This window comes from Desulfoluna spongiiphila, assembly GCF_900101345.1.
GTDB lineage: Bacteria > Desulfobacterota > Desulfobacteria > Desulfobacterales > Desulfolunaceae > Desulfoluna > Desulfoluna spongiiphila.
In genome coordinates this window covers 60,828-76,309 of sequence record NZ_FMUX01000024.1, presented here as the reverse complement: position 1 = coordinate 76,309, position 15,482 = coordinate 60,828, and the positions used below count along the sequence as shown (strand labels likewise).

Here is a 15,482-nt window from a genome sequence, read left to right as displayed (position 1 = left end):
ATGTTACCCTTTGGGCTTTGCCCGCTCCATGAGCAGGAGGGTCTCCTGGTTCCTTGCTTTGTTGGTGAATTCGTAGGAAGCGATGCGGAATTCGTCGTAGGGGACATGGGCCGCCCAGGCCTTGAGGCGATGCTGCTCGACCTGGCCCTGGGGGTGGCCCCCGTAGATGGCGATGGAGATGACCCCCCTGCGGTGAAGGAGTGCCATGGCTGTTTTGATGGCGGCAAGGGAGGTGTCCACCAGGGTGGTGACCGGTGACTCACTGGCCGGGAGGTAGCCCAGGTTGAAGCTGACGGCTTTTACTGTGCCGTGGATTTCGGGGGGCAGATGGTCGGCCATGGTTTCGTGGCCGGCGTTGAAGAGAGTGACCCGATCCATGAGGCCTGCATTGGAGAGGTTACCCGTTGCCCTGTCCAGGGCTTCCTTTTGGACGTCAAAGCCGTAGACGTGGCCGGTGGGGCCCACGGAGCGGGCAAGGAAGCTGGCGTCGTAGCCCGCGCCCACGGTGGCGTCGATGGCGATGTCACCGGGGTTGAGAAAGCGTTGCATGGTTTGCTGGGCGATATGGACAATGCCTTGAAGGGACATGGTGATCTCCGGAATGTTCGGGGGGTACATCGAAGGGGGGCAGGCTCCCAAAAGAAGAGCCGGCCCATTCAAAAATTTTGATTTGCTGGGTTGGGCTTATCACGGGCCGGCGGTACAGTAAACCATGAAGGCGCATTCGATAATGGATGCGCCTTTTTTATATGGAGCGCCGCATTCCTGTGCGGCTTTGGCCGTAAGGCGAAATGCATGCCGCACGGGAGTGCGGCGCTCCTGTTCTCCCGGGATTCCACGGGGGAGGGCCACCGGCAAAGGAGGTACCCGAGGTCATGGACATCGCAACGGACCTTTAGGCTGCAAGAAAAAAAATAACACAGAAAAAGCAGCCTCCGGCGGCAAGGTGTGCCACCTTGAAAGCACGTTGCGACTGCGCTTTCCCCTTCGTTCCTCAGGGGAAAGCGCAGTCGCCTTTGAATCAGATTAAACTGAATCTATTTTTAAGACCTGTTTGTCAAACTTTTCAAAAGTTTGGCCCCCGGCAGGGCCGCCGGAGGCATTTTTAGCCGGGCTGCCTCCGGCGACAAGGGGTGCGATCTATAAAGCATGTTACCGTTTTTCTTCCAGCCACCGTGCCACGGCGTCGGCCACATTGAGGCCGTCCATGGCGGCGGAGACGATGCCGCCCGCATACCCCGCGCCTTCTCCTGCCGGGAAGAGGCCGGGGGTGTCCGGGTGCATGAAGCTCTCTTTTTCCCGGGGGATGCGTACCGGGGAGCTGGTGCGGGACTCCACGGCGATGAGGGTGGCGTCGGGGTGGGCAAATCCCTTGAATTTTTTCCCGAAGGTTTGAAGGCCTTCGGCGAGGCTCTCTGCCACGAAGGGGGGGAGCAGCTCGTGGAGATCGGCCGGGTAGAGCCCGGGGAGGTACGAGGAGCCCTTAAGGGTTGTGGAGGGACGTTTTTCAAGGAAATCTTCCACCCGTTGTGCCGGTGCTTTCTGGGTGGTGCCGTCCCCTGCCTTGAAGACTTTTTGCTCCACCGCCTCCTGGAATTCGAGGGCGGCAAGGGGATTGGCCTCGGTGTCTTCGCCTATATCGGCAAGGCGCACCTCGGCCACGAGGCCTGCGTTGGCGTACTCGGCGCTGCGGTAGGAGAGGCTCATGCCGTTTAACACCAGCTCGCCGGGGGCGGTGGCGGCGGGCACCACGAAGCCGCCGGGGCACATGCAAAAAGAGAAAACGCCCCGGCCGTTTGCCTGGCAGGCAATGCGGTAGCTTGCGGCGGGCAGGTTGGGGTGACGGGTTTTGGTTCTGTAGAAGATCTGGTCGATGAGATCCTGGGTGTGTTCAATGCGAACGCCTAAGGCGAACGGTTTGGCCTCCACGCGGATCTCCTGGGCGTGGAGCCTTCGGTAGACGTCCCGGGCCGAGTGACCGGTGGCCAGGATCACGGCGTCGGCCTTGACGGTCTGCCCGTCGGCGAGGGTGACGCCTGTCATGAGCCCTTTATCCACCTCAAAGGAGGTGACATGGGATTCAAACCGGATCTCCCCTCCGGCGGAGAGGATGTTCTCCCGCATGGCCCGGACAATTTTGGGGAGGACGTTGGACCCCAGGTGGGGGTGGGCGTCGACGCGGATGGTCTCGGAGGCCCCGTGATCGATAAAGAGATCCAGGACGCGGCCCACATCGCCCCGCTTGCTGGAGCGGGTGTAGAGCTTGCCGTCGGAGTAGGTTCCAGCCCCGCCTTCTCCGAAACAGTAGTTGGAGTGGGGATCGACTTTCCCTTCGGAGTAGATTTTCTTCAGATCAAAGCGCCGTGAGCGCACATCCTTTCCCCGGTCCAGCACCACCGGCCGGATGCCCATCTCCAGAAGGCGAAGGGCGGCAAAGTACCCGGCAGGCCCGGCACCCACCACGATGACCTCTTTTTCGGTGAGAGAAATCGGAGCAAAGGGGCGCAGGGCTTGTGGTTCGGGAAGCTTTCCTTCGCATACCTCGGCCCGGATCGAAAACCGGGGCTCCCGTGACCTGCCGTCGATGGATCGTTTCAGGGCCCGGTAGGTGAACGCTCTTTCATCACACGGTCCGTATTTTGCCATGAGGTGTTTTTTGACGGCCTCGGGGTTGTCGATCTCTTCCGGGGTGACGCGAATGTCGATGATTTTTGAGTCCATGGGGCTCCATATGTCTGCAACGGATAGGGCTGTCTCCCGGCCGCTGGTGGTTTTGAATGAGAATCAATGGGGTTATCAGGGTTTTGCGGTGGATTGTCAAGGGCGGGCTTCAAGGCGGGGTAAACGCGTGGGAACGCCTCTGCCTGTGAATGGCAGCCGGGGCCTTACCGGGGCGCAGCGGGCCCCGGAGTCATTCTTTACATTTAGGCGCGGACTTGTTTTAACCGATGGGGCATGGTTTTATGCATACCGGGATACATTTCACCAATGGGCCGAACGGTTAAAAGGGACTCTTTTATGACGAAGCGGACGGGGCGAGGGCACGTGGCAGCGGGTATGGTGCTGTTGTTGGTTTTGACGGGGTGTGCTGGAGAGGCGGCGCGGACGTATCCCCAGTGGCATCCCTGTGCAGGGGAGAGCCAGGTTCTGCCGGCCTGGATGCATGGTGTCGAGGCCCTTGACGGGTATTATGTGGGGGTGGGGCAGGCGGGTCCCATGGGGGGCAACTTTTTTCTGCAGAAGATGAGGGCAAGGGACTTGGCCCTGGTGGATCTTCTCGATCAGGTTCAGGTGACCGTGGAGAGCAGCATGGAGCTCATGGAGAGCCAGACCCGGAAAGCCCATGGGGATCTGTCGGCCATCCGGCGTGCCACGCGGCGTCTGCGGGTGGCCTCTTCCCTTACCTTCACCGACGTGACCCGGGCCGGAAGCTACATGGACCCTTCCACCTGCACCTTTTGGGTGCGGTACACGGTCAGGCGGGATATCGCAGACAACCTGGTGGCCTTGAAACAGGCCAAGGCCCTTCACCGGATGACCTATGATGAAGAAGGAGCCAGCCCGGCCCAGAAGCTCCGCTGGATCACAGATGCCCAGGCCCGCCTGAACGATGTCGATTTTTCTGTCCTGTCCAAGGACGCGGGCAACAAGAACCACCTCACCGCCCTTTTTATCGCGCGAAAAGCCGAGCTGGAACAAAGCGGGATACGGGGCACGGTCTGGATGCTCTCGGCCCCGGAAGCTTTAAGGGCCACCCTTGCCCCGCGGCTGTCCAGCCTTGCCGAAACCCACGGCGCCATATTCGTCGGTGTTTCCTGCCGTGAAGCCCATGAGTGCGTTGGCCAGGCACGGGAATATGCAGGGGACAGGCTCGTGTGGATAAAAGCCGCTTCCCAAAAAAGTTCAGGCTCCCTGGGCATGCTTAAAGGGACCCTGCGCCTGGGGAGCACGCGGTTTGACGTACACACCGGAACCCTTCTTGCCACCCATACGGTCGAAGGGAATGTGTTTGGTTTTCATGAAAAGGAGTTCGATTGGGCCGGGCTTGCCGAGCAGCTTCTTGATGACGAAGAGATGAAAAAGGTTGTGGAGTAGGATGCCCGACAGTTCACGGGATCGGTCGGTGTATAGGGTGCCACGTGCGCACCGATTATCTGTTGGAAGGAGAAAGTAAATGATGATCACAATCCTCGCACCGGCAAAGCGGATGGAGGTTGGGGCTCCGGCGTGGGCCGGGGATATGGGCGGCCCTTTTTATAAGGAGAAAACCCGGGAACTGGTTGAGGCGCTTCGGGGCGTTTCCGTTGACGAAATGAAATCGCTCATGAAGGTAAGCGACGGGATTGCCGAGAACACGGTGGCGAGCTTTCGTGATTTTTCCTTTGGTGTTACGGGCACCCCGGCACTTTTTGCCTACCGTGGGGATGCCTACCAGGGGATAGATGCGGAGAGCCTTTCTGCGGAGGCGGTGGCCTGGGCCGACGATCGGCTGCGGATTCTTTCGGGGCTGTACGGGGCTCTCTCCCCCATGACGGGGGTGGAGCCGTATCGCCTGGAGATGGGGCTTTCCCTTCCCGGTTTCGGGGTGCTCTCCGGGTGGTGGAAACCGGCCGTTACCGAGCACCTTGAATCGCTGATGCCCTCGGACGGGGCGCTGTTGAATCTTGCCTCCGGGGAGTATGCCAAGGCCGTGGATAAAAAGGTGATCCGTGCAAAGGGCCGGTTTGTGGATGTGGCCTTCAAGGAGAAGAAGGGGGATGCCTTAAAGGCCGTTGCCATCCACGCCAAGCGGGCCCGGGGGGCCATGGCGCGGTGGATCATCGAGAATCGCATTGATGGTGTGGCGGACGTGAAGGGGTTCGATGTGAACGGGTACCGGCTCGACGGGGCCCTCTCAACGGAGAACAGCCTGGTTTTTGTAAGGGACGCGGTGTGATGATGGCGTAGGGTAAAGCCGGTTGTTCGTGTTACGTCTGGCTTGCCTGAATACCGCTGGGATTTGACCCGAGGAACGAGGGGCAAAGCCCTGCGGTAAACTGCTTTCAAGGTGGCACACCTTGCCGCCGGAGGCATTTTTTTTGAGATTTTCTTTTTTTCTGTAACCCCAAAAGCCGGCACCCGCGACGTTTTTACCCCTCGGCCTGTGCCTCTTCCGCCGCAAAAATCTGGTGTTTGTGGGAGTAGCGCTCGTCGGTGATGACCAACTGAACGGCCTCGTTGATGCCGGTGTGGACAAGAAGGGGGCCTGCCAGGTTGGCGGTGATCTCTTCGGGGCGATCGCTGCTGGCGTTGATGATGCTGTAGAGGAAGATCTCCTCGGGTTTTTCCACGTCCCAGGCCATGTCCCGGACGGCTGCGTCCAGATCGATGGCGTAGTCGGGCATGAAGAGAAAAGGGTCCATGAGGGCGAAGGCCAGGTCGGGGTCGTCCACGGACTGAAAGGAGAGGATGGGGTCGATCTCTTCATGGGAGAGGAGGATAAACTTCTCTTTGCCGGGGAAGCCGGGCATGCCTTTGGGCATGGAGACGATTTTTTCTTCCTCGATGTCAACAGAACCAAATTGTCGGGTGGGGATGATCAACGTGTTACTCCTTGTTTGAGTCGCCCGTAAGCGGTTGCTTGGGGGTCACCACTTTTCGTCTTCGTGCCGCGGGTTTGCCGGTGGGCGTTGTCCCGCTTTCCATCATTTTTTTGTTCTTCAGCATGGACGCCGCGTGCACCAGGGTGTTTCGGTTCCGTTTGGCGGCCTGCAGGTTTTCTTCTTCGATGCGTTCCACCACCTCGTCGCGCATGATGGACACATCTTTGGGGGCTTCCACCCCGATACGGACGTTGCCTTTGCCTATCTCCACCACGTGGATGGTGATGTCGTCGCCGATACGGATTTTTTCGCCCGGTTTTCGTGTCAGTATGAGCATCAGGTATTTCCTGTTTTGGGTCGGTCTTTGCGTTATTTTAGATAGTTCAGAAGACTCGTGTTCAGGAGCCGTGATGTCGAGGCCAGGGCGGATTCGTACCCGAACTGCTTGAGCTTGAGATCGGAGATGGCACGCACCACGTCGGTGTCTTCCAATTTGGAGCGGGTGGCGTCCTGGCTGATGTTAAGGTCCTTGATCAGGTCGTGCCTCGTGTCCAGCCGACCGGCCCGTACCCCGGCTTCGGAGATGGAGCTCAGGATGTTGTTGTGATCCGCGGCCAGCCGGGAGATGGACTGATGGAGTCCCTCCTTGTCGTTGCCTTCAAGGGCGGAACGGAGTTCGAACAGGGAGTTGAAGACCCCCCATTGAACGCCTCTCCGGCTTACCAGGGGCTGGCGTGACGGCTCGGTGGCGATGTCGTCGGTGGAAAACCCCATGAAGGCGCCCACGGACTGGTGGCGGTTTTCACCGGAGCGGAACAGGACGGAGACCCGGTCGAGCCTGGCAGGGTCCAGACCATCTTCTTCGGCGATGGTGAAGGTCTGCTCGGATTCGTTCCAGGAGACTCTGTAATCCGCGGCGGCCCCTTTGTCTGCCGAGGCTCGCTCCATGGCCATCTCCACGGCGTGGGCCAGGCCCTGCCTGGAGTAGGTGCCCGGGTCTACCAGGGCGGTGAGGACGGTCTCTTCCCCGGCCGGGGCACCGGCCCGCTTTTCAGTGAAATCAAGGCAGTTGTTGGTCTCATCGATGGCGGCCGTGTCCGACGAGAAGATCTCTTCCCCTGCAAAGCCCACGACCATGTCGGACTGGGTACCGATCTTGACCCGGAAGGGGGTGGCGTTCCCCCGGTACGCGATGGTGTTGGGGGAGTTGACGTCGTCAGCCCGGAAGGGCCGGATGTCGCTTCGGGTCCCGGAAAAGATGTACTGGCCGTCGATGCGGGTGTTGGACTGATCCAGCACCCCTTTGATGAGGCCTTCCACCTCCAGGGCCGAGGTCTGGAGGTCGTCGGGGTTGGCGATGCCGTTGGCCATGGCGATGGCGATCTCCTTGGCCCTGTCGATCTTCTCCTTGACCCGGACCAGGGACTCTTCGCTGCCTTCAAGCCACAGGGTACCGGTGTCCACGTTTCGCTGGAGCTGGGTGAGGTCGCTCATGCTGGTCTTCAGGGCCGCCACGCGGCTGGCGTCCACGGGGGCGTCCGAGAGCTTTCTGATCCGCTTGCCCGAGGAGATCAGGGAGTTCTTGTCGAGAACCTCCCGGTTTTTCCGGCTGATGTTCTCCTTGGACTGGTTGTAAAGGGTTGAGGTCGCTACCCGCATGCATCACACTCATCAAAAAGGGGCCCGGCCGCCGGATGGGAGGACGTCTCCCATATAAAGCGACACAAGGCGCTGGAACTCTGGTTTGACCATATCAAGTACTGTTGTTATCGGCAAAGGGTGCCTGAAACCTGAGATCGGTAAAAGGCAAAAGGGGTAAAGGGCAAACGGCTAAAGGTCGAGGAGTCGCTTCGCTCCGCCGATTAGTGGAATGCTTGTCCCATCAAGGTCATTCAACAAAGAAAACGGTTTTTTCCCCATGGTCTGTTGACTCCAGTTGCTCTGTTTAACATTTTCCCTTAGCCCTTAGCCCTTAGCCCTTAGCCCTTAGCCCTTAGCCCTTAGCCCTTAGCCCTTAGCCCTTAAGCCCTTACTATCTCATATTCAACAACGTCTGCAGCATCTCATCGCTGGTGGTGATGAGTTTGGAGGCGGCCTGGTAGGCCTGCTGGTGGGCAAGCATGCGCACCAGCTCTTCGTCCACGGAGACGCCGGAGATGGACTCCCTGATGTCCGAGAGTTTTTCCACCATCATGCCCCCCATCTCCTTTTCTTTCCTGAAGCTTGAGGCCCTGACCCCGATGGAGCCCAGCATGTCCCGGTAAAAGCCGTCGGGGGTGGTGGTGAGGCTCTCTGCCACGGCACCCCGGTCCCGTGTGTAGGCGTAGTGGGGCATGGTGTTCTCCACGTGCTGCATGTCCGCCATGAGCAGGGCGTTTTCGTTGTTGATCTTGCCGTAGTCCCCGGCTGCGGGGACAAAGGTCTCGGGCTCGGGGCGAAAGCCGGTGAGCTCAGCCAGGGCCGGGGAGCGGTCCCACCTCAGGGTGAGCTGCTGCAGGGGCGAGCCGTCGTTTTCCGAGAACTCGAAGCGGTTTTCGTTCTCCACGTAGCGCACCTTGTACGGGTTGCTGAGGTTGGACGCGGCGTTCATGGCCTGTTCCATGTCGTGGGCCAGGGTGTGGAGGTCGCCCCGGGAGGTGAGGATACGGGGATCCACGGTGATGGCCTTGGGCACGTCGTCTTCTTCGAAATAGAGGACGGCGGGTCCGCCTGCGGTGCTGATCTCAACGGGACGCACCTCGGGGTTGGTGACATGCAGGTTGCTGGTAATGGCATCGGACCCTGCGCCGCGGACCCGGGCTGCGGCGATGTTCGACGGGTCCTTGACCAGTTCGGCGATGTCGATGGTGGCCGCATCCTGGCCTTTGAAGAAGGTGTTGAGCCCCAGGGCCGCTGCCACGCCGCCGTCACGTGCCGTGCTGTCGGAAAAGGCAAAGGCCACGCCGAAATCGGGCCGGAGTTCAAAGTTGCCGGTGTTGCTGATAAAGGCCCTTAGGTCCACGCCCGCCTCGGAGGCCTGCCTGTTGAACTGATCGGCCAGGGAGAAGGTGGTCCAGTGCCAGGAGGATTTCTGTTCGGCGGTGGTGTTGCCCTCCAGGTCCAGGGGTTGCCCGGCATCCCCGGTTTTGACCACAAAACTGTCCCCGTTCATGAGGGTCCCCTTGTCGATGGACAGGGTCATGCCGTCCACGTCAAATTGGGCCTCTTCGGGCTCTTCGATGCGGATGGTGCCCATGCCGGTGCTGTTCTGCCACTCCAGGATCATGGGGTTCTTGGGAGAGACGTTCTCGATGGAGCCGCCCCCTTCAACCACGGTGAGGGTGTAGCGGTCCCCTGCGCAGCGTGCCCGGCCCTCGGGGATGCCCCTTAACTCGACGGGGTTGGCGATGCCGGCCTCCGAGGTGTTGAACTCAAACACGTTTCCGGCCACGAGGCGCCCTTTGCCGATGTCAAAGCCGATGCCCTCCACGGGCGGGGTGCTGGAGAACTTGTTTTCTCCGGTTATGGCAAAGCGGCCCAGGGCCACGGGGGTGTTGTCTGCTCCCAGGCGTTCCCAGCGGAGGACGGGGTCGTCTGCCCCGGGGCCCACGGTGCCCCCTTCTTCCACGGTAATCCGGTATCGGCTCATGGGCATGCCGGTGCCGGTGAACTTGACAGGGGAGGTGGTGGAGATGCCGGTGTCCACCTCCACGGCCGTGGCCGGGTTGGGGCTGTTGAGTTTTTTTGCCCAGACCTTCATGCCCCCGTCGTAGTCGATGCGGTCGCCGTAGGCCAGGTTGTAGAGGTTGCCACCGGCGGGGGCTTCCGATGAGGTCACGGCGGTTTGGTGGTAGCTGGTGCCCACGCCCTGGCTGTGGACCTTGTTGACCCGCCAGATGACCTCTTTTGCAAGGGAGTCCAGGTTCTGGTCCACCTCGGAGAGGATGTCGTCTTTGACCATGAGCCAGCCTCCCAGCTTGCCGTGGGTGATGGCCCGGGAGACATCCACGATGCCTCCGGCCGAGGTCTCCCAGCCCACGCTTCCGCGGTTGCTCGTGAGGTCGTAGGAGCGGTTTCCCACCACCAGGGGGTAGCCGTTGCTGGTCATGATGGAGAGGTAGCCCGTGGGCTGCTCCACGGTGTTGACGTTGAGAAACTCGGAGAGCTCGGTGACGAGCTGGCCGCGCATGTCCCGCTGGTCGTTGGCCGGTCGGGTGGACTCGGTGATGAAGATCTCGGTGTTGAGCTTGGCGATTTTACCCATGATGGTGTTAACCCGCTCCACCCCGGCGTCGATGTCCTGACCGACGTTTGTCTTCAGCCGGTTGATGTCGTTGGACAGGGTGTTGAACTGACCGGAGAGGTTGGTGGCCGATTCCAGCAGCACGGAACGTGCCGAGGGGTCGTCCGGGTGGTTGGCCACCTCGTGCCATCCCTGCCAGAAGTTGCTCATGAGGCTGCCCAGGTGGGTGTCGGAGTCCACGTTGAAGAGAGCCTCCAGGTTGTCGATGTAGACAATGGCCTCATCGTAGGTGGCGAACTTGGACTTCTGGTCGGCCAGGCGCTCTTCCAGGCGTTGATCCGCATGGCGGTTCACGTGTTCCAGGGTGGCACCGGTGCCGAGCTGGGTGCTGCCGATGGTGTAGGGCCGGTTGGTGGTGATGGTTTCGGTCTGGCGGCTGTAGCCCGGGGTGTCCACGTTGGCGATGTTGTGGCCGTTGACCGACATCCCCCTTCCGGCTGTTGCCAGGGCACCCTTGGCAATGTCCATGGTGATGCGAAAACCCATGGTCAGGCCTCCCCGTGGATGAGCAGGGAGCCGCCGGGCTCCATGAGGTGGCGGTCCATGCCGTAGATCTTGGTGTCGGAGGTGGAGGAGGTCAGCATATGGATGATCTCTTCCACGGTCTCCAGGTAGTTCTCTACAAAGGAGACGCTGGACTCGGCAATTTTACGGATTTTCCCTTTCACAAAGATAATGGACTCCACGGAACGGGCGATCATGGGCTCGTGTTCGGAAAAGAGCCGGGGGAGCTCGCGAAGGTGCATGGGCACGCTGCCCGTCTGGATTCCCAGGCGGGCGGAGGCCAGCTGGAGGATTTCATCCCGTAAGGCATCAATCTCCACGGAGAGGCGGCTCTTCTCTTCGGTGAACGCCCAGAGGCGATCCAGGGCTATGGTAGAGAGGCTTTGGCTCTCTTCGTCCACGATGGCGAGGAGCTCGGTGTACAGGGCCTCTTTTTTTTCAAGCAGGTCAATGATGGAGTGTGCTGCCATAATTTCCCCCGTGACTCAGATGGTGGTGCATTCTAACGTAAACCCGGTTCGGTACGGCCTGTATCAAGGCCGTGTCTGCTCTGTTGGGAGCCGCCGGGTGGGAAACATTTTCCCACCTGCGGCCTTGCTGTTATTGAAATTGCATGTTCTGTGCCAGTTTCAATGCTTTTCAGGCATCCTGGCGGGTTCCCCTTACCAGTCGTTTTGGACCGGGGGCACCCCGGAGGGCAGGGGCGTAGCCTTGAACGCGGAATCCAGAGCCCCTTGCTCGGCGCTGCGCTTGCCTCCCAAGCGGGGGGCTGTTTCGGCGCTCTTTGCCGTGGCATCGACCTTTTCCGCCAGCTGTCGGTAGAGGAGCTCCCCCACGCCCAGGGGGCTCCGCTTGCTGGTGAGGTGCTGGGCCATCTGTTCGTCCTGCATGGACTCGTATATTTTGCGTGCGTGGCTTCCCCCGAAGACGGGGTCGTCCCCCTGGGGGCGCATCTCCTTGAGCATCTGGCCCACGAAGATGGCTTCAAAGTTCTGGCACGCCTCTTTGAGCTTTTTCTTTTCAGGGTTGGCGGGCGGGGTGTCCACCTTCGGGGCGGTGCGAGCCGTAAGGGATGAAACGGGCATGGTGTCTCCTTTATATGACCACGAGCTCGGCCTGCAGGGCGCCTGCGGCCTTGATGCTCTGGAAGATACTGATCATGTCCCGGGGGCTGACACCGATGGCGTTCAGGGCATTGACCAGCTCCTGGATGGTGGTGCCCTTGGGCATGAGCATCACCTGGGCCTCGTCTTCGGTCATGTCGGTACTTTTTTCCTTGGTGACCACGGTGTCGCCTGGGGCCAGGGCGTTGGGCTGGGAGACGTTTTTTGTCTCCGTCACGGTGAGGGTGAGGTTGCCGTGGGCCAGGGCCACGGTGCCGATGCGGACGTTTTCGCCGATGATGACGGTACCGGTCTTCTCGTTGACCACGATGCGGGCCGGGGTGTCCGGTGTGACGGTGAGGTTTTCGATTTTGGCGATGAACTCGGTGACGCGCCCCTGCATGTAGGAGGGCATGGTGAGCTGCACCGCCCCGGAGTCCAGGGTGCGGGCCGTGTTCTTACCAAAGGTGTCGTTGATTTTAAGGGCCACCCGGCTGCTGGTGGTAAAATCGGGGTTGTTCAGGTTCAGGATCAGGCGGTGCTTGCGGGAAAATCCGGTGTCGCGTTCCCGCTCCACGCTGGCGCCGTTGGCGATGCGACCCACCAGGAGGTGGTTCTTTTTGGCCTTGGCCGTGCCGGCCCCGCCGATGGCGATGGCCCCCTGGGCCAGGGCCCGGGTTTCACCGTCCACGCTGCGAAGGGCCGTGGTCAAAAGGGTGCCGCCGCCCAGGCTCTTGGCGTTGCCGATGGAGGAGACGGTGATGTCGAGGCGTGTGCCTTTCCGAGCAAAGGGCGGCAGGGAGGCCGTGACCATGACGGCTGCGGCGTTGCTCAGCTTCAGGGCGTCTTTGTCCACCTTTACCCCCATGCGGGTCATCATGTTGGCCAGGGACTCCTGGGTAAAGTCGGCCCCTTTTTTGTCGCCGGTACCGGCAAGGCCCACCACGATGCCGTATCCCGTCAGATGAAGGGGGGCGGCTCCCTGGATGGCGGCTATGTCCTTCAGGCGCTCTGCACGGGCCGGTAAAGGCAGGGCCAGGAGCAAAAGGGCGGTGAAGACGGCGGGGTATGTCAGCAGGTATTTTTTCATGACTCTCGTTGGTCCGGGCTAAGGGTGAATGGGTGCGGCATTATAAAAACGGCTCCACGCGGCACTGGCCGATGACGCGGCAGGTGATGCCTTTTCCGGAGCGGCTGTTTTTGACTTTGATGAAATCCCCCAGGCCGCCGGTCTCCCGGGCGATGCCCGTGGCGGTGATGAGAAGGCCCCCCTGGGTGTAGCGGATGCGGACACCGTCGCCTCGCTTGACAAGGGGCGGGGCTTTCACGAGCCGGCTGGTGAGCTCGGTGCCGGAGGCGATGGGCCGGGTGGCTTCTCGTCCCACGGCCAGGGCCGGGTCCGTGAGGATGTCTGTCCCGGAAGGGGAGACAGGGCGTGAGGCCAGGGTGATCTGGTCGGCGGAAAGGGTTTCCCCCTTCGGTATGGAGACGGATGCCACCACCACGTTTTTCATGATGTGCGCCTCCCCGGAGAGGGTGAGCCGGCCCATGGATGTCCCGTTAACCGAAACGGCAACGGGCAGCTCAATGCGGTTTTTGCGGACGCGCGCTCGTTTTGTATCGGGGGTGAGGGCAAGGGACCCCAGGGGAAGGGTGCGTCGTCCCGTTACACGGAGCTCTGAGACGGCAACGGAACCCTTCCAGGTGGTTCGGGCCATCGCCTCCAGAAAGGGGAGAAGGCGCTTGTCGCTGAGGCGCTGGCCTTTCCTGACAAGGCAGACACGGTTCGGAGCCGTGATCTCAAGGGCTTTGGCCCCGGCAAGGAGGGAGAGCTTCCGGGCCAGAAAGGCGCCGGGGACGAAGCGTTCTTTGCCGGGCATGGGGGCGTTGAAGACGGTGGTGTCCCCGTGCCGCTTCAAGGCTGCGGGAAGGGGCCCGGCGAACAGGTCGGAGACCCTGACGGCAGAGCCCGTGACCTCCACCCGGGGGCGCACGGCCGGGGCGCTTTGCGCACCGGAGGCCGCCGGGAGAAGGAGCAGCAGGCCCATGAGCAGCAGGCACCAGGGCATGGGGTTCCTGCGGATCATGGGTCGGGTATGGGAAAAGGGCATCACGATGGGGCCGTGTCCTTACCGCTTGAGGTTGTTGGCGGTTTCCATCATGCGGTCGCCGGTCTGCAGGGCCTTTGAGTTGGCTTCGTAGGCGCGCTGGCCCACGATCATGGCCACCATTTCATCGACGATGTTCACGTTGGACATCTCAAGGGACTGGTTGGTGAGGGACCCGAAGCCGTCGGCGCTTGCGATACCCTCAATGGGCTCACCGGAGCCTTCGGTGGGGCGCAGCAGGTTGCCGCCCATGGCAAAAAGGCCCGCCGGGTTGGCAAAGTTGTAAAGGGGAATCTGGGCGGTCATGAGGATGGTGTCCTCCTGGCCGTGGGCGGTGAGGGTGCCGTCGGCGGTGACCGTGACCAGCACGGTGTCCGAGGGAATGGCGATCTCGGGCTGGAGGCGGTCCCCTGCAGGGCTGGTGATGAAGCCTTCGCTGTCCAGGGTGAAATTGCCTGCCCGGGTAAAGACTTCCTGCTCTCCGTGGAGAACCTTGAAAAATCCGTCCCCTTCGATGGCCATGTCCAGATCGTTGCCGGTGTGGACGTAGTCCCCTTGGGTAAAGACCTTCTGGACGCTGGAGGGCTTGACGCCCATACCTACCTGGATGCCCGTGGGGACCTGACCGCCGGAGGGGGTGGGGGCCCCTGCGATGAGCTGGGTCTGGTACATGAGGTCCTGAAAATTGGCCCGGCTTTTTTTAAAGCCCGTGGTGTTGGCGTTTGCCAGGTTGTTGGAGACGGTGTCGATGTGCATCTGCTGAGCGCCCATGCCTGATGCTGCTGTCCAGAGTCCTCTCATCATGATGTCTGCTCCCTTGCTGCTGGTTGGTACGTGGTGTCTGTCTTTATGCCCTTAGCCCGGACGGACTGTCGTCTATGCCGGGCGTCCCATCTGATTGGCTCGTGCGTCTGTTTCATCGCTTGTTCGCATCACCTTCCCCGACGACTCAAACATGCGCTGGGCATCGATGAGGTGGGTCATCTCGGTGACGGTGGAGATGTTGGAACCCTCCAAGGCCCCCTGGTGAAGCCTGGCCTCGTAGGCCGGGATCTCGGCTCCTTTTTCGGGGTCCAGGGTGAAGAGGTTTCCCCCTTCCTTGATGAAGGCCCGCATGTCGCTTGCGGTGACCAGGTCCAGGCTGTCGAAGACCATGGAGTCCATGATCACCTCGCCCCGTTCCCCAAAGGAGATGTCGTCGCCGGTGAGGGTGACGGCCCCGTTTTTTCCCATGACGGGATGGCCGTCCTGGGTCACCATGCGCCCGATGGCGTCCACGGTGAAGTTACCGTCCCGTGTGTACCGTGTGCCCGAGGGGGTGTTGATCTTGAAAAAACCGTCCCCTTCGATGGCCAGGTCCAGGGTGTTCCCCGTTTCCATGAGGTTGCCCTGGCTGTAATCCGTGGTGAGGATGGGGTTCAAGGTCCGGTCAAAAGAGAGGATGTCCTTTTTGAACCCCGTGGTGTTGGCGTTGGCCAGGTGGTTCGAAATCAGCTCGTGTTGTCTCTCTTTTCTGAGGCCCGCCTGTGCGGATCGTGTCATCTCAAACAGCATGTGTCTCTCCTTGGTCAGTTGCTGGGAGAATACAAAGCAAGATGGATGCCAGTGTGGCAAAATGGCAGGGGCGATGGGGTCTGTGGGATGGTTTTTTCTTGAATAACAAGGGGGTGTGTCCCGTAGATATTTTTGGGGCTGCGGTGCCCTCGGGGCCTGCGTGGGCAATTAATACCGGTTGCGTCGGGATGCCGACGCCGGAATTCCCGGAGGTGACGACCCTGTGACGGGATGGGCGGTGCGGGCCGTGCCGAGGGAAAATATTTCCCCCTTGGGCGGGCGAAAAAGCAGTGACGGGCAGAACGGGAGGCGCCCGGGGCGTCGCGGTATTTTTTCGTCGGTGCGGTCA

Annotated in this window: 14 protein-coding genes; 2 read left to right on the top strand and 12 right to left on the bottom strand. The window is 61.0% G+C overall.

What is annotated here, in order from left to right:
• Positions 1 to 3 precede the first annotated feature (3 nt).
• Together mnmM and BLQ12_RS23510 are read right to left on the bottom strand one after the other, a co-directional pair.
• Positions 4 to 588 carry a tRNA 5-(aminomethyl)-2-thiouridylate-methyltransferase MnmM gene (mnmM, locus tag BLQ12_RS23515; RefSeq protein ID WP_175470030.1) on the bottom strand — a complete coding sequence of 195 codons (585 nt, stop codon included), beginning with the start codon at positions 586 to 588 and terminating at the stop codon, positions 4 to 6.
• 564 nt (positions 589 to 1,152) lie between these two features.
• Positions 1,153 to 2,721 (bottom strand): NAD(P)/FAD-dependent oxidoreductase, encoded by a 1,569-nt coding sequence (locus BLQ12_RS23510; protein WP_092214782.1) that lies wholly within the window; start codon positions 2,719 to 2,721, stop codon positions 1,153 to 1,155.
• A 297-nt stretch (positions 2,722 to 3,018) separates the two neighbouring features.
• Between BLQ12_RS23510 and BLQ12_RS23505 the strand changes: the two genes are divergently transcribed.
• A complete protein-coding gene (locus BLQ12_RS23505) occupies positions 3,019 to 4,095 on the top strand; it encodes a hypothetical protein (RefSeq protein ID WP_139164087.1) in 1,077 nt (358 codons plus the stop codon).
• Between the two features lie 79 nt (positions 4,096 to 4,174).
• Positions 4,175 to 4,936: a YaaA family protein gene (locus BLQ12_RS23500; RefSeq protein WP_092214775.1), complete on the top strand. Its 762-nt coding sequence runs from the start codon at positions 4,175 to 4,177 to the stop codon at positions 4,934 to 4,936.
• Positions 4,937 to 5,129: 193 nt separating this feature from the next.
• Here the strand turns inward: BLQ12_RS23500 and fliW are convergent, their stop codons facing one another.
• The 10 genes from fliW to BLQ12_RS23450 all read right to left on the bottom strand — a co-directional run bounded on the left by fliW (position 5,130) and on the right by BLQ12_RS23450 (position 15,133).
• Positions 5,130 to 5,582, bottom strand: coding sequence for a flagellar assembly protein FliW (gene fliW / locus BLQ12_RS23495; protein ID WP_092214772.1), 453 nt, complete (start codon positions 5,580 to 5,582; stop codon positions 5,130 to 5,132).
• A 4-nt stretch (positions 5,583 to 5,586) separates the two neighbouring features.
• Complete coding sequence (gene csrA, locus BLQ12_RS28235) at positions 5,587 to 5,919, bottom strand: carbon storage regulator CsrA (RefSeq protein ID WP_092214769.1); 333 nt, start codon at positions 5,917 to 5,919, stop codon at positions 5,587 to 5,589.
• 32 nt (positions 5,920 to 5,951) lie between these two features.
• Positions 5,952 to 7,241, bottom strand: a complete 1,290-nt coding sequence (gene flgL / locus BLQ12_RS23485; RefSeq protein ID WP_092214766.1) for a flagellar hook-associated protein FlgL — start codon at positions 7,239 to 7,241, stop codon at positions 5,952 to 5,954.
• A 373-nt stretch (positions 7,242 to 7,614) separates the two neighbouring features.
• Positions 7,615 to 10,350 (bottom strand): flagellar hook-associated protein FlgK, encoded by a 2,736-nt coding sequence (gene flgK, locus BLQ12_RS23480; protein WP_092214763.1) that lies wholly within the window; start codon positions 10,348 to 10,350, stop codon positions 7,615 to 7,617.
• A 2-nt stretch (positions 10,351 to 10,352) separates the two neighbouring features.
• Complete coding sequence (gene flgN / locus BLQ12_RS23475; RefSeq protein WP_092214760.1) at positions 10,353 to 10,838, bottom strand: flagellar export chaperone FlgN; 486 nt, start codon at positions 10,836 to 10,838, stop codon at positions 10,353 to 10,355.
• A gap of 192 nt (positions 10,839 to 11,030) precedes the next feature.
• Positions 11,031 to 11,453: a rod-binding protein gene (locus BLQ12_RS23470; RefSeq protein WP_092214757.1), complete on the bottom strand. Its 423-nt coding sequence runs from the start codon at positions 11,451 to 11,453 to the stop codon at positions 11,031 to 11,033.
• 10 nt (positions 11,454 to 11,463) lie between these two features.
• On the bottom strand, positions 11,464 to 12,561 hold the full coding sequence (locus BLQ12_RS23465) for a flagellar basal body P-ring protein FlgI (protein ID WP_092214753.1): 1,098 nt from the start codon (positions 12,559 to 12,561) through the stop codon (positions 11,464 to 11,466).
• 40 nt (positions 12,562 to 12,601) lie between these two features.
• Positions 12,602 to 13,582, bottom strand: coding sequence for a flagellar basal body P-ring formation chaperone FlgA (flgA, locus tag BLQ12_RS23460; RefSeq protein ID WP_092214750.1), 981 nt, complete (start codon positions 13,580 to 13,582; stop codon positions 12,602 to 12,604).
• Positions 13,583 to 13,600: 18 nt separating this feature from the next.
• Positions 13,601 to 14,383 carry a flagellar basal-body rod protein FlgG gene (gene flgG / locus BLQ12_RS23455; RefSeq protein ID WP_092214747.1) on the bottom strand — a complete coding sequence of 261 codons (783 nt, stop codon included), beginning with the start codon at positions 14,381 to 14,383 and terminating at the stop codon, positions 13,601 to 13,603.
• 72 nt (positions 14,384 to 14,455) lie between these two features.
• Positions 14,456 to 15,133 (bottom strand): flagellar hook-basal body protein, encoded by a 678-nt coding sequence (locus BLQ12_RS23450; RefSeq protein ID WP_092214744.1) that lies wholly within the window; start codon positions 15,131 to 15,133, stop codon positions 14,456 to 14,458.
• Positions 15,134 to 15,482 lie beyond the last annotated feature (349 nt).

Coding starts and splice junctions, on each gene's coding strand:
- BLQ12_RS23500 (WP_092214775.1), top strand. CDS start 4,175: ATGATGATCACAATCCTCGCACCGGCAAAGCGGATGGAGGTTGGGGCT.
- flgL (WP_092214766.1), bottom strand. CDS start 7,241: ATGCGGGTAGCGACCTCAACCCTTTACAACCAGTCCAAGGAGAACATC.
- flgK (WP_092214763.1), bottom strand. CDS start 10,350: ATGGGTTTTCGCATCACCATGGACATTGCCAAGGGTGCCCTGGCAACA.
- BLQ12_RS23510 (WP_092214782.1), bottom strand. CDS start 2,721: ATGGACTCAAAAATCATCGACATTCGCGTCACCCCGGAAGAGATCGAC.
- flgG (WP_092214747.1), bottom strand. CDS start 14,383: ATGATGAGAGGACTCTGGACAGCAGCATCAGGCATGGGCGCTCAGCAG.
- mnmM (WP_175470030.1), bottom strand. CDS start 588: ATGTCCCTTCAAGGCATTGTCCATATCGCCCAGCAAACCATGCAACGC.
- flgA (WP_092214750.1), bottom strand. CDS start 13,582: ATGCCCTTTTCCCATACCCGACCCATGATCCGCAGGAACCCCATGCCC.
- BLQ12_RS23465 (WP_092214753.1), bottom strand. CDS start 12,561: ATGAAAAAATACCTGCTGACATACCCCGCCGTCTTCACCGCCCTTTTG.
- csrA (WP_092214769.1), bottom strand. CDS start 5,919: ATGCTCATACTGACACGAAAACCGGGCGAAAAAATCCGTATCGGCGAC.
- flgN (WP_092214760.1), bottom strand. CDS start 10,838: ATGGCAGCACACTCCATCATTGACCTGCTTGAAAAAAAAGAGGCCCTG.
- BLQ12_RS23450 (WP_092214744.1), bottom strand. CDS start 15,133: ATGCTGTTTGAGATGACACGATCCGCACAGGCGGGCCTCAGAAAAGAG.
- BLQ12_RS23470 (WP_092214757.1), bottom strand. CDS start 11,453: ATGCCCGTTTCATCCCTTACGGCTCGCACCGCCCCGAAGGTGGACACC.
- BLQ12_RS23505 (WP_139164087.1), top strand. CDS start 3,019: ATGACGAAGCGGACGGGGCGAGGGCACGTGGCAGCGGGTATGGTGCTG.